Genomic DNA, 13098 nt, shown 5'->3' on the forward strand with positions numbered 1-13098 from the left:
CGGATCTATCCTTTCTTTATCAATTTTTTGTTATGCCTGATTGTATAGAGCATCTCTTTGTTAGATAGTTTGGTGAAAAGATTGTGTTGAGGTCTTGTATTCGCCTCTATGATCCATATCCGTCTGTTGCTGTCCACGGCTAGATCAATGCCAAACTCGCGTGTATCCGGAAACTGCTTGGTGAGCGTATCGGCAATGGTCAGTGAGATAGTTCTTAATTTTTCAATACAGTCATTCACCTTTTCGGTGTTATCCTCAAATAGCGGAAGCAGTACCTTATCCAACGTTGCCGCCTGTCCTCCTTTGTGGTAATTGGTAATGTAGCGGTGTTTGGGGGCAATTCGAGCTACCATACCGGAGATGCCCCATTCAGACTGAGGTTTCTGTAAATACATCCTAATATCAAATACTCTTCCGTGGTATTTCCCTAAATGGATGCCCCGTTGTACGATATATTTTTTGGGCGATTTTTGATACTTTTTTAAAGTCCGATACAACGTGTGCTGCCCAACACGTTTCCGTGTCTCTCCCTGCCGGATTTCATAATCATGGGTAGAAGTGTTTCGGATCTTGAGAATTCCCGATCCACCACTGCCGTTGTCTGGTTTCAAAAAAATGGTAGAATGTGATTTCAGCATGTGTAGAGCCCTTGAAGGTGTGAGCCACTTTGTTTTCGGTATATGAGGGTACAGGGAAGGTATTTTTTTCATGCGCTCATGCTTAATCATTTTTCCTTTTATTTTCCTCTTCGACATGGATACCACAACCTTTGGATATGCCATACATTCATTTCATGACAACAAACGTTATGACTGTATATAGGGGTTGTCGATGCTACTAGATCAGGAAATATATTCATAATATCCTCCTTCGTGAGTACCACGATTCTTAAATCCAATAACATACTATGGAGGTAAGACTCTGCCTAAACACTGCATAGGCCTACTTCTGAAAAATAAAATACAACCGCCCAATAGATTTAGAATCTGTTGGGCGGATTTTTTATGACAACGTAGTCGTTTATCTGGTTATTCTATTATTAATGGGCGTAGTTCTTATAGTAAAGAAGCCTAACACTGGTCTTTTCACAGGTAATTTCATACAATGAATGAGAAGAAAAGATACATATTCCCATTTGGAAATAGGAGGAATTATAATTATGGAATACCGTAGATTAGGAAAAAGTGGACTCAAAGTCAGCGAGATTAGTTTGGGGAGTTGGCTAACATATGGAGGTTATGTGGAGCGAGAGAATGCGGTAAAGTCTATTCAAACCGCGTATGAGCTCGGAATCAACTTTTTTGATACTGCCAATGTATATGAAAAGGGTGCTGCAGAGGAAGTGGTGGGTGAGACGCTGAGTTCTTATCCGCGGGAATCATACGTTCTAGCTACTAAAGCTTATGGCCAGATGGGTGAGGGTCCGAATGATCGTGGATTGTCTCGTAAACATATTATGGAGCAAGCCAATGCCAGTCTGAAACGACTTAATAAAGATTATGTTGATATTTTTTATTGTCACCGCTATGATCCCGAGACGCCGCTGGAAGAAACGATGCGAGCACTGGATGATTTAGTCCGACAAGGTAAAGTATTATATCTAGGTGTGAGTGAATGGACGGCTGCGCAGATGGAGGCCTCTTTTGGCGTATCTGATCGTTATTTACTAGATCGTATTGTTGTCAATCAGCCCGTATATAATATGTTCCAGCGTTATATTGAGAAGGAAATTATACCGCTTGGCGAACAGAAGGGTATAGGTCAAGTTGTATTCTCTCCACTCGCACAAGGTGTATTGACAGGTAAATATACATCTATGGACCATGTTCCTGAGAACAGCCGTGCAGCGAAGTTAGATCAAATGAAGAATGGAATTACAGAGAACAGGATTAACCAAGTGAACCAATTAGCTGTGACTGCTGAAGAGATTGGTTTGACGGTAGGTCAGTTAGCCATAGCATGGATTCTACGTAAGGATAATGTGGCAAGTGCTCTAGTGGGTGCCAGTCGTCCTGAACAAGTGATCGAGAATGCGAAGGCATCAGGTGTTACATTAACAGATTCCGTACTAGAGCAAATAGAGGGTATCTTGGGTGAATCATGATAAGGGGTGAACTCATCATGATTCAAGTGTATTCTGCAGCATATAGCTACACATAACGGATATATATCAAGGCACGTAGGGTTTTTACCTACGTGCCTTTTTGTGGTTAGAGTACATAAACAATTATCCTATCTTCCTAAATAAAAAACGTGGATGAGGAAATTTCAATTTCTTAATCATACATAGTTTTCATAAATATGGAACATGCTATTGGATAAATGTATACATTACGGAGCGATGGAGGTGAGAAGAGCATATGAACAAGTCAAAAAAGTCTCAGGGCTTACTATCCAATACAGGCGTGTCCTCTAAGTCTGTGTTAGGTCTTCCAGCTCCACCGATTGAGAAGGAGCCTCTTCAGAAAGAACTAGACCGCAATATAGAGACAGCGAAACAAATTTTTGCGGATTGTTCAGATATGGTATATCGAAATGTTCAAGTAGCTCAAGGAAGGGATGCCGTAATATTCTATATCGAGGGAATTGTGGACTCGCAAGAGATTGAAATGTATATGCTGAGACCCCTTATCCAAAGCTATGTAGAGGATGAAGAAAACGGAAATAAAGAAGATAAAGAAGATAAGGAAGGTAAGGATTCTGTATTATCTTTTGATGACACGTGTATATCTCTCTTACAAGCTACAAGGGCTACTCATTGGGGGGAGATCATTTCTTCTATTATTAACGCAGGTGTCGTGCTTCTGATGGATGGTGAGAGTGAAGCCTACCTTTTCAATGTAAAGGGGGGCACGAGACGTGGAGTTGAGGAACCTCAGACGGAATCGGTTATCCGTGGTCCAAGGGAGGGTTTTACTGAAACGCTGAGGGTGAATACAGCTCTACTTCGCTTTAGGGTAAAGAACCCTAAACTCAAGATGGTTAGCTTTGTTATGGGTGAAGAGACAAAGACAGATGTAGTCTTGACCTATATTGATGGATTAATCGATCCTAAACGGCTTCGGGATATCAAGAAGCGATTAAAGGATATCAAGATCGATGGAGTACTAGAATCAGGTTATATAGAGGAACTAATTGAAGATCATCCATATTCCCCCTTTCCACAGGTACAATACACGGAACGACCCGATACGATTGCTGCACAATTGCTGGAAGGGAGATTTGCCATTTTAGTAGATGGAACACCGTTTGCCTTGATCGGACCAGTGACAATATGGCAATTAATGCAGGCAAGTGAAGATTATTACGAACGATTCTTTATTAGTAATTTTGTGCGGTTTCTTCGCTACCTTTTCTTGCTTATCGCTATCTTCTTGCCAGGACTCTACATTGCTGTGACCACATTTCATCAGGATATGTTACCCTCGACACTCATCTTAAGTGTGGCGGCAGCTCGGGAGGCTATTCCTTTTCCAGCACTTATTGAAGCGTTAATGATGGAGATTGCCTTTGAAGCTCTGCGAGAGGCGGGAATTAGGCTTCCCAAAACAGTAGGGCAAGCGGTGAGTATTCTGGGTGCACTCGTCATTGGACAGGCGGCAGTGGAGGCAGGGATTGTATCTGCACCTATGGTGATCGTGGTGTCCTTAACAGGCATTGCATCCTTTACGATTCCACGGTTTAATCTGGCTATTACGGTTCGCTTATTACGGTTTCCGTTGATGATCATGGCAGGTTGTTTCGGTCTATTCGGAATGATTATTACTACGACGTGGATTTTAGTACATTTATCACAACTTACATCCTTTGGAGTTCCGTATCTAACTGGATTAAGTCCATATTCCAAAGAGGATCAAAAGGATATATTCGTTCGAGCTCCTTGGTGGAAAATGATTAATCGACCCGAAGGAATGGCTAAGAGTAACAGGCAGCGAATGAAAAAAGATATAAATGGTGTACCTAAACCGGAAAAAAGTTGGTGAATGCAACAATGAGAAAAATGTGGATCCTAACTGGAATGTTACTGGTCTGTCCTATCTTTGTATCAGGTTGCTGGGATCGTAAAGAAATAAATGATATTGCCTTTGTATTAGGTTCAGCAGTGGATAAGGAAGGGACACTGTTCCGTACTAGTGTACAGATTGCTCTACCATCACAGCTCGGAGGGGCAGGAGGCAAGGGGGAGGCTGGCGGAGGTAAAGCATGGTATATGGAATCTAAATTAGGCAAAACCGTTCACTTGGCAAACGTAGAGACTCAAAGAGGTAATTCACGTACGCTCAACTATTCGCACCGTCGTTCTCTACTCATAGGAGAGGAGATGGCACGCTCAGGAATATCTATGATCATGGATGCTTCTTTGAGAACACCTCAGAATAGACTGCTTTCTATGGTGGCGGTGACAGAGGGACCCGCTTATAAAGTATTAAATAGCGATGCACCGATGGAACAATTTCCCACAGAAATGGTTCGAGAACTTATTAGTAACTATACGAAAAAGGCGATTACAATCAAAAAGTTACTGACGGATCTGTTGACTGAAGGAATTGACCCCGTATTACCTCTATTCAGGATTGGCGAATCAGTCCCTCCCCATGTAGGTGAGTCCAAAACGAATATTCAAGCTGTGGGTCTGGCTATATTTAAAGGTGATCGAATGGTAGGAACGTTGAAGGGTGATATGGCCAAGGTGATGCTCATTGGAATGAATGAAGACAGAGATTTAGAAATGAATATTCCTGCTCCCAGGGGTAAAGGGCTTCTATTAGTTGCGTTTAGAGAGAATGTTGTAAAGATGGTACCCCAAGTAAAAGAAGATCATGTAGCGATGCTAATTCATATTCATATGAGAGGAAAAGTTACCGAGAATGCATCGAATTATAGTCCTTATGACGATATATCTATGAGCGAATTGGAACAAGTGGCCGAAGCGAAAGTTAAACAAGACTTAACCCAGTCTCTGGCGATTATTCAGCAATATCATGCGGATACATTAGGATTTGGACAGGTAATATACCACAAAAAACCGAAGGATTGGAATCGTCTGAAGGATAGATGGGAGGATATATATCCCCTAGTCAAAGTAGAAGTTGAGGCTGAGATTGAGATTGAGACGGAAGGTCAAGCGCTTGAGCCGATGGGAATACCATCAAAGGAGATCATTCATGATTAATCCAATAGTGATATTCATAATCATTATAGTTCTGATATTGTTGCTCGATTGGAGGGTTCTGCGAACACTTCCGTCATCTAATCGGTGGCTTGCTTGTTCTGTGTTGATTTTAAGTTTAGCTATTTTTGTATGGGCGGTGATCTACGAGGATAGTATACGTCCAACCGTATGGATCGCGAGAATCATTGAGCGGTGGGCACCCTTTGATTAAGAGAGGAATAGGAGGAAACTAATGTGAATAGAATAACCTCTCGTCAGATTGTTATTCTGGGTATCATTTACGTGTTACCATTTGCCATAGACCGGGTGTCAGCTATTATGCCTGCGAAACAGCATATTTATATATCTTATATACTAGCTACTACAGTATTTATTGTCATCTTATGGATGCTAATGAGGAGTGCAAAGCGGTTTCCCAATCAGGATTTATTTCAATCGCTCACGATAAGGTTTCCGGTGCTTGGAAGAGGGATAGGTTACCTCTATCTTTTATTTTTCTTGTACATATTAGCTCGTGATATAAGGATTATGAATGACTATACCAATGTGATACTCCTACCAGAAACACCGTTGTTTTTTATTGCTATATGTCTTGTAGTTACAGTCGTCTTTATAACACGGGGAGGGATACAGACTTTGTTCTCTCTGACAGAGTTATTGGGGCCCATTTTTATGTGGGGTCTTCTTTTTATGGTGATCCTATTATTTAAAGATTTCAATGTAGGTAATGTTATGCCAATCTTAGATCTGGATATGAAGGGAATTGGTCAGGGGACTTGGCTCGTCTTATCGTCAACAGGTCAGATTATTGCGCTTCCCTTCATCATTTCTAGTAAAGACTATCGTTATCGCGATCCTCTGTACTCACTCTTGATAGGCACTTTTTTGGTTATACTGGTAGCGGTCATGCTCATATTAGTCGTAGGAGTACCCATTGCTGAAAGACTCATGTATCCTACTTATGAATTAGTTAGGCAAGTTAGAATAACAGACTTTATGGATCGATTTGATCTTCTGTTGGTCTCCTTATGGTACCCTCTCATCCTTATTAACATGGCCATAACGCTGTATGTTATTTGTTATGGGCTTAAAGTTATGATTCCCTCGGTATCTGGTAAGATGATGGTAGCGCCTGTGGGTTTACTGGCATTTTCTTGTTCAGCGTGGTTCTTTCAAGACGCGCTCCAAGTGTTGGATTTTAATAATGAGTGGACCTGGATAGCGATTATATTTGAAATTATTATTCCCATTGGGATTTTTGCGATGCTTAGACCTCGTAAAGCGTCCCTGAAACCATAAACAATGGAGCTTAAAGGTGATACAATAAAATGTAGCAAATCCAACAAGGAAAAGAGGATACATATGGCGCAGAATATGAAGGGCAAAGTGGTGGCCTTGGCAGCTTCCCGTAAAACTGCTGAAATGGGTACCTTGGTAGAAAAGATGGGCGGAACTCCATTATATCGTCCAAGTCAGGGAACCGTATTTCTCGACGATGACATGCTTCGTGAAGGAATCCAATCATGGATAGAGAACCCACCACAATGGGTTATTCTAACGACAGGTGTAGGGCTGAATGCTATTCTTGAGATGGCTGATCGGATGGGTCTTACGGAGAAGTTTCTAGCAGCATTAGCTCAATCATCAATTGCTGCTAGAGGGTATAAGACAGTGAATGCGCTGCGCAAACATAATTTAACGCCTGTGGTGCGGGATGATGATGGAAGTACGGCGGGTCTCATTCGGTCTTTTGAGCCTTATGATCTTAAAGGGGTTCGTGTGATTGTTCAGCTTCACGGGGATCCAGCGCCGAAGTTGATGGCGTGGTTGAAAGAGCAAGGGGCAGTGTCAAGACAACTCTTACCGTATCGGCATGTTCCTCCAGAGAAAGAACAGCTCGAGCAACTAGTGGCAGATATTGTTGGCGCTAAAGTGGATGCTGTGACTTTCACGAGTGCACCGCAATTTCGATTCTTAGCTGAGTATGCTCGTGAGCAGGGCCAATTGTCCATACTCGTAGAGGCATTTGCCGAATCTGTAGTGGCCGTTGCAGTCGGTACAATTACAGCACAGGCACTTAAGGAAGAGGGGATTGAGCGGATTGTTATACCCGAGGAAGAACGCATGGGTAGCATGATGGTGGCGTTAGGTCGTTATTTCTTAGCTCAGTCTGAAGTGGCCGCGGCTACGTATGATCAGGAATAATTCATATTTTATCTATTTTTAGTAAGCTGATAATGAATTAAAGTCCTAAATTTAGCAGGTGCATCCCAAAGGGGGGGCGCCTTTTTTTGATGAGGGAGATTAGTAAACATGCTATTTACAATTAGATAACACAACGAATACATATCCTTCCTATACTTAGCTTATCTATTTAATTCATTGAGGGGTAGGGAAACATATTTGATCCGCGTAAACTCGAAACTCGCAGCCTTAAATAACGTGTTCGAGAAAAGTATGACGAGGGTGGATCGAGTTAAAGAATTGTAGACATAGAGTCGCAGCTTTATTCCTAAGGGGAACGATTGCGGCTTTATGATGTGTGATTTTTCGCGTGCCTCCCTATTTAATTCGAACCATACGTGTTATCCTCCTTAATGGAAGCGTTACCAAAGATAATAATCCAATTAGAAGTACTAAAGAGAAATATAAGAGTATAATTGTCTTATTAGCATTTTAGAGCTGAATACTGGAGATCAGATGAGTATTCTGGTAACATTAGGAGTTATTAATGTGGGAATTGGGATGCTTCTACCATATAAAGAGGTTTTTTTCTTTTTCGTGTGGAATGCTATTATGAGCATAATAAGCAGGTGGATAGAGGATGATAAGGAACAGTAAGTGTAATTCGGGACCGTGATAAAGATCTTAGCTTAGTTAACATTATAGATTGTTGGCTAGTTGTATTTGTTGTTGGATATCTTTCTGAATATCTTTTTGAATAACGGATCTTTGAAGATCTTGAGCGAATAATTTCCTAACACATTATAGTGTGAAATTAGATATTAGGAGCGATCTATAGTGTCGGTTAGGTTGCTAAAGAGATCATTCTTGAACTTACATATGGAGTTCCAATGATCCACACCGCGAGTCATAAGTTGAGCATATTAACTAAGATGTGAGACAAGGTAAAGATGCAGTGTTGTAGATTATGCTGGACAGGCTTTGCTTTGGTAAGAGAAGGAGGAGTATTGCATGAATACAAATACTAATACAAATAAGAAGTGTCTACTACTAGGGAGCTATACGCATCCTAAGTTTCATCCTCTACAAGGGGTTGATACGCAGATTAGTCACATCTTGAACGATGTGATGACTGTACAATGTAGTGAGAATAAGAATATGTTACTAAGTAATAATATTCAACAATTTGATCTTGTTATATCTTATGTTGATCTATGGGATGAGAAAATATCCCCACAGCAAACTGCGGGACTTTTATCTTATGTAAGTAACGGAGGCGGTTTGCTGATTATTCATAACGGGATCTCATTAGGAGATCGTTACGAATTATCGCAACTTATGGGGGCCAAATTTAATGGGCATCTCGCATACCAGCCGTTGTCCTTCCGTGTGAGCGGAGAAGATCACGATATCACGGCGGGTATTGAATCTTTTGAGATGGAAGAAGAACCATTCCAATTTGAATTTGATACGTTTACGGAGAAAGACATTTTATTGGAATATAAATTAGGTGATACATGGCATCCGGCTGCTTGGACTCAAGCACATGGTCTTGGGCGTGTATCGTTCTTAATGGCAGGGCATCATGAGCCATCATTCATGCACCCCGTGATAGGACAGCTTATTCTGCAAGCAGCGCAGTGGACGGCTAGATAGCTATTTACCTTGGGTTTCGTCTTAGCTCCCTTTTGGAGTAGACTATAAATGAAGATATAAGAAGATATAAGAAGATATAAGAAGATATGGGAGGTAATGAACATGAGTGATCTGTTTAAGAAAGCTATTTCTTTGGGATGGGGCCTTACGATGGTTAGCAAGGAGAAGGTTGAGAAAGTCGTGGATGAGTTAGTGAAGCGCGGGGAACTTGCACCGGATGAATCCAAAGCGTTAGTTAGCCGTCTTATTGAACGTGGTGAAGAAGAGCAGACTCAGTTCAAATCTGTCATCAATGATCAGGTTAAGAAAATACTACATGAGATTAACGTGCCTACTACCCGTGATGTCACGAATCTAGAGCAGCGTATCGCTGTCTTGGAGCAGAAGATTTCGGAACTAGAAGCACCACATGCAGAACAGGTAGCACCACAGGTTGAATAATGGCCGTACGTATTAGGCATACGGGACGTTATAGGGAGATCGGCATGGCGCTCATACGCCATGGGTTCGGGTACATGGTCGAAGAACTAGGTCTGTTCCAAGTTCTTACGATTCCCCGCCGCTGGATTACGCACGAATCAGTGGAATCCAAAACATTAGGCGAGCGAATTCGGCTAGTGTTAGAGGATCTGGGACCTACATTTATTAAGTTGGGTCAACTTGCAAGTACACGAACGGATTTACTTCCTGAACCTATTATTCAGGAGCTTGTGAAGTTACAAGATCAAGTTCCTCCTTTCTCATCGGATACGGCAAGAGGGATTCTAGAGCAAGAATTAGATATACCTATTCAGAGTATGGTGTCTTGGTTCGAAGATGTGCCGATTGCAGCGGCTTCGATTGGTCAAGTTCACATGGCTAAGCTAAAGACTGGGGAAAGAGTAGCCATCAAAATCCAACGCCCAGGCGTCATCCGAATGATGAGTAGAGATCTTGATATTATAAGCGATCTTACGGCTGTAGCGGAGAAACGTTGGCAGTGGGCTAGACAATATCAGCTTTCTCGAATCGTGCAGGAGTTCTCTAAATCCATGTTAGCAGAATTGGATTACAGCCAAGAAGCACGTAATACGGAGAAAATAGCACTGCAATTTACAAAGGATGCTCATATTCATATTCCAAGAATCTATTGGGAATATACTTCTTCACGTGTGCTTACTATGGAATTTGTGGATGGGATCATGCTTAGTCGTCGTGAGGAATTAATCAATAAAGGCCACGATTTGAAGGAAATTGCGGAGCGTGTTGTGAATGGGATGCTTCAACAAATTTTTGTTGAAGGATTCTTTCACGCCGATCCCCACCCTGGCAATATCATGGTAAGGAAAGACGGGAGTATTGCCTTTATTGATTTTGGTATGGTGGGGCGTGTAAGTAGTGATATGAAAGATCACTTATCGGGACTGATTATCGCATTAATGCGTAAGAATACAGAAGGTATGGTTCGGGCAGTGTTGAAGTTAGGTCTGTTGCCCGATGACGGTGATATTTCCGCGCTTAGAGCAGATCTAGATCGGCTACGCGATGAATATTATGACGTGCCTTTTGCAGAAATTAGTATGGGTAAAGCATTAAATGATTTGTTTGGTGTGGCGAGGCAGCATCAGATTATGATTCCACCGGATTTAACGTTACTAGGTAAAGCGTTGTTAACTTTAGAAGGTATAATTGAGAAATTGGATCCTTCTTTAAGTATTATTGACATGGCAGAGCCCTTTGGGAAGAAATTATTGAAAGAACGTTACAGCACGGGGCGAATACAGAAAAAGGTATTTGGTGGAGTGACTAACCTACTTGAAAGTATGTTGGAACTACCAGGACAGGCTAGGCAGATTTCTTCGCTCATTAGTAAAGGTAAACTTAAAGTTGAGATTAGTATACCTGAGTTACAGGCCGTGATGCGTAAAATGGATCAAATCAGTAATCGGCTGTCTATGAGTATTGTGTTATTAGCCTTTAGTATTATCATGGTGGGGCTTATTGTTGGGTCGGCGCTCAATCATCAGCCTTCGATATTGTGGCATTTCCCGGTCATTGGTATCGGATTCGGTGTAGCCTTCTTTATGCTGATATGGTTGCTGTATGGTATTTTTAAATCTGGAAGATTCTAGATTTAATACGATAATCAGATATAAAATGTAAGGTCGGTATGCAGATTACCGGCCTTTTTTGAAATATAAGAATTTATATGTTGTACATAATAAATGATCCTTATATTTTTACGAGAAACGGATGCCGTCCCTTGAAAGGACGGCGTAGCCGTTTCTTCTTACATACTGACGTGTTACAATGTACCATGAGTGATAAGGTTGTCGGTCTTTATTATTTTGTGCAAGATAAGGTGTGGGGTACGCGTTAGGATAGCTAGTCACAAAGGTTTAGACTATTCCATAACTTGTGTATGAAACGTTGGCCACGAGTGGAACCCTTATAGTAACGATAGGACATTTACTTAACTAAACAGTAAACCTTCGGTTGAATGACTTTACCGTTGAAGATAGACTTGTGACTCTTGGCAAGATCAGCCGTTTAAATTACACAAATAAAACATAAGATGAGGTGAAGGATTTGCCGAAATTTCAAGACTTAGGCATATCGCCAGAACTAGTTAAGGTTCTTCAAGTGCAAGGGATCACCGATCCAACGCCTGTACAGCATGAAGCGATTCCGCTGTTGTTAGCAGGTCGTGATGTGATTACCCGTGCTCGTACAGGAACAGGGAAGACGCTTGCATTCATGTTACCTATCTTGATGAAGATAGACCCTAATCGTCAATATCCACAGGCTTTAATTGTAGCTCCGACACGTGAGTTAGCGCTACAGATTACGGAAGAAGCCCGGAAGCTTGCACGCAATACAGACATTAAGATTCTTGCTGTCTACGGTGGACAAGATGTAGAGAAGCAGTTACGTAAGCTCGAAGGTGGACGTCATCTGATCATTGGTACACCAGGTCGCTTACTAGATCACTTAGGACGTGGAACACTTGATCTAAACGGAGTCAAAATGCTCGTGTTAGATGAAGCGGATCAAATGCTCCATATGGGATTCTTGAATGATGTTGAGACTCTGATTCAAGCATTGCCTTATCGTCGTCAAACAATGTTGTTCTCAGCTACAATGCCTGCGGAGATTAAACGGATCGCGGGAGCCTATACGACAGATGCAGAAGATATTATTATCAAAGGCGAGAATTCACTCGTACCGCTTGAACATATTCGTCAAGTGGTTGTGGAATGCTCTGATCGGTCGAAGCAAGCAGCATTATTCAGCATGCTTAATGAGTATAACCCGTATTTAGCTATTATTTTCTGCCGTACGAAACGTCGTGCGAAAATGATTAATGAGGCACTTATTGATGCTGGTTATAATTCGGACGAGCTTCATGGGGATCTTTCGCAAGGTAAGCGGGAAGGTGTTATGAAGAAATTCCGTGAAGCCAAAATTCAATTGCTCGTAGCTACGGATGTGGCGGCACGGGGTCTGGATGTTGAAGGCATTACACACATATTTAACTATGATATTCCGCATGATGTGGAGAGTTATATCCACCGCATCGGTCGTACAGGTCGCGCAGGTGATAAGGGTGTGGCGATTACGTTAGCTGACCCTAAGGATAAGCCAGAAGTACAGCGTATTGAACTTGAAATACGCCACAAAATCGAAAAAATGCGTTATGAGAACATCGATGGTGTGGGTGAAGTCAAGAAAATGGGCACCTCATCTTCTGCTGGCAAAAAATCTAGAAGCGACAGCGAAGGTGGTCGCGGTCGTAGAGACGATCGCAGCGGTGGACGTAGAGGTGAAGCACGCGGAGGAAGTGGCCGCGCAGGCGAAGCGCGTGGTGGAAGTAGCCGCGGTGGCGAAGCAGCACGCGGAGGAAGTGGCCGCGGTGGCGAAGCAGCACGCGGAGGAAGTAGCCGCGGTGGCGAAGCAGCACGCGGAGGAAGTGGCCGCGGTGGCGAAGCAGCACGCGGAGGAAGTAGCCGTGGTGGCGAAGCAGCACGCGGAGGAAGTAGCCGTGGTGGCGAAGCAGCACGCGGAGGAAGTAGCCGTGGTGGCGAAGCAGCACGCGGAGGAAGTAG

The 13098-nt window shown here is 42.4% G+C and carries 11 protein-coding genes; 10 read left to right on the plus strand and 1 reads right to left on the minus strand.

The window, feature by feature from the left end; translation table 11 throughout:
• Positions 1-5 precede the first annotated feature (5 nt).
• Positions 6-782: a YheC/YheD family protein gene (locus J2T13_RS16695; RefSeq protein ID WP_429373249.1), complete on the minus strand. Its 777-nt coding sequence runs from the start codon at positions 780-782 to the stop codon at positions 6-8.
• A gap of 377 nt (positions 783-1159) precedes the next feature.
• Here J2T13_RS16695 and J2T13_RS16700 point away from each other — a divergent pair, with 377 nt between their 5' ends.
• The 10 genes from J2T13_RS16700 to J2T13_RS16745 form a co-directional block, all read left to right on the plus strand.
• Positions 1160-2104 (plus strand): aldo/keto reductase family protein, encoded by a 945-nt coding sequence (locus J2T13_RS16700; RefSeq protein WP_429373251.1) that lies wholly within the window; start codon positions 1160-1162, stop codon positions 2102-2104.
• A 256-nt stretch (positions 2105-2360) separates the two neighbouring features.
• Positions 2361-3983 (plus strand): spore germination protein, encoded by a 1623-nt coding sequence (locus J2T13_RS16705; RefSeq protein WP_429373253.1) that lies wholly within the window; start codon positions 2361-2363, stop codon positions 3981-3983.
• A gap of 8 nt (positions 3984-3991) precedes the next feature.
• Positions 3992-5173 carry a Ger(x)C family spore germination protein gene (locus J2T13_RS16710; protein WP_429373255.1) on the plus strand — a complete coding sequence of 394 codons (1182 nt, stop codon included), beginning with the start codon at positions 3992-3994 and terminating at the stop codon, positions 5171-5173.
• Complete coding sequence (locus tag J2T13_RS16715) at positions 5166-5384, plus strand: hypothetical protein (protein WP_429373257.1); 219 nt, start codon at positions 5166-5168, stop codon at positions 5382-5384. Before J2T13_RS16710 ends, J2T13_RS16715 begins: the two co-directional genes overlap by 8 nt.
• Before the next feature lie 23 nt (positions 5385-5407).
• Positions 5408-6472, plus strand: coding sequence for a GerAB/ArcD/ProY family transporter (locus tag J2T13_RS16720; RefSeq protein ID WP_429373259.1), 1065 nt, complete (start codon positions 5408-5410; stop codon positions 6470-6472).
• Positions 6473-6535: 63 nt separating this feature from the next.
• Complete coding sequence (locus J2T13_RS16725; protein WP_429373261.1) at positions 6536-7378, plus strand: uroporphyrinogen-III synthase; 843 nt, start codon at positions 6536-6538, stop codon at positions 7376-7378.
• A gap of 990 nt (positions 7379-8368) precedes the next feature.
• Entirely contained in the window at positions 8369-9013 is a 645-nt protein-coding gene (locus J2T13_RS16730) for a ThuA domain-containing protein (RefSeq protein WP_429373263.1), read from the plus strand.
• Positions 9014-9115: 102 nt separating this feature from the next.
• Positions 9116-9454 carry a phasin family protein gene (locus tag J2T13_RS16735; RefSeq protein WP_429373265.1) on the plus strand — a complete coding sequence of 113 codons (339 nt, stop codon included), beginning with the start codon at positions 9116-9118 and terminating at the stop codon, positions 9452-9454.
• Complete coding sequence (locus J2T13_RS16740; RefSeq protein ID WP_429373267.1) at positions 9454-11124, plus strand: ABC1 kinase family protein; 1671 nt, start codon at positions 9454-9456, stop codon at positions 11122-11124. Before J2T13_RS16735 ends, J2T13_RS16740 begins: the two co-directional genes overlap by 1 nt.
• A 457-nt stretch (positions 11125-11581) precedes the next feature.
• Positions 11582-13098, plus strand: a 1517-nt coding sequence (locus J2T13_RS16745) for a DEAD/DEAH box helicase (RefSeq protein ID WP_429373269.1), incomplete at its 3' end; no start/stop codon positions are given.

The sequence above is a fragment of the Paenibacillus sp. DS2015 genome, assembly GCF_050433705.1.
Classification (GTDB): domain Bacteria; phylum Bacillota; class Bacilli; order Paenibacillales; family Paenibacillaceae; genus Paenibacillus_AQ.

Excerpts from the sequence above, each read along its gene's own strand:
- J2T13_RS16695 (WP_429373249.1), bottom strand. The coding sequence starts at position 782 with ATGGCATATCCAAAGGTTGTGGTATCCATGTCGAAGAGGAAAATAAAA.
- J2T13_RS16700 (WP_429373251.1), top strand. The coding sequence starts at position 1,160 with ATGGAATACCGTAGATTAGGAAAAAGTGGACTCAAAGTCAGCGAGATT.
- J2T13_RS16705 (WP_429373253.1), top strand. The coding sequence starts at position 2,361 with ATGAACAAGTCAAAAAAGTCTCAGGGCTTACTATCCAATACAGGCGTG.
- J2T13_RS16710 (WP_429373255.1), top strand. The coding sequence starts at position 3,992 with ATGAGAAAAATGTGGATCCTAACTGGAATGTTACTGGTCTGTCCTATC.
- J2T13_RS16715 (WP_429373257.1), top strand. The coding sequence starts at position 5,166 with ATGATTAATCCAATAGTGATATTCATAATCATTATAGTTCTGATATTG.
- J2T13_RS16725 (WP_429373261.1), top strand. The coding sequence starts at position 6,536 with ATGGCGCAGAATATGAAGGGCAAAGTGGTGGCCTTGGCAGCTTCCCGT.
- J2T13_RS16730 (WP_429373263.1), top strand. The coding sequence starts at position 8,369 with ATGAATACAAATACTAATACAAATAAGAAGTGTCTACTACTAGGGAGC.
- J2T13_RS16735 (WP_429373265.1), top strand. The coding sequence starts at position 9,116 with ATGAGTGATCTGTTTAAGAAAGCTATTTCTTTGGGATGGGGCCTTACG.
- J2T13_RS16740 (WP_429373267.1), top strand. The coding sequence starts at position 9,454 with ATGGCCGTACGTATTAGGCATACGGGACGTTATAGGGAGATCGGCATG.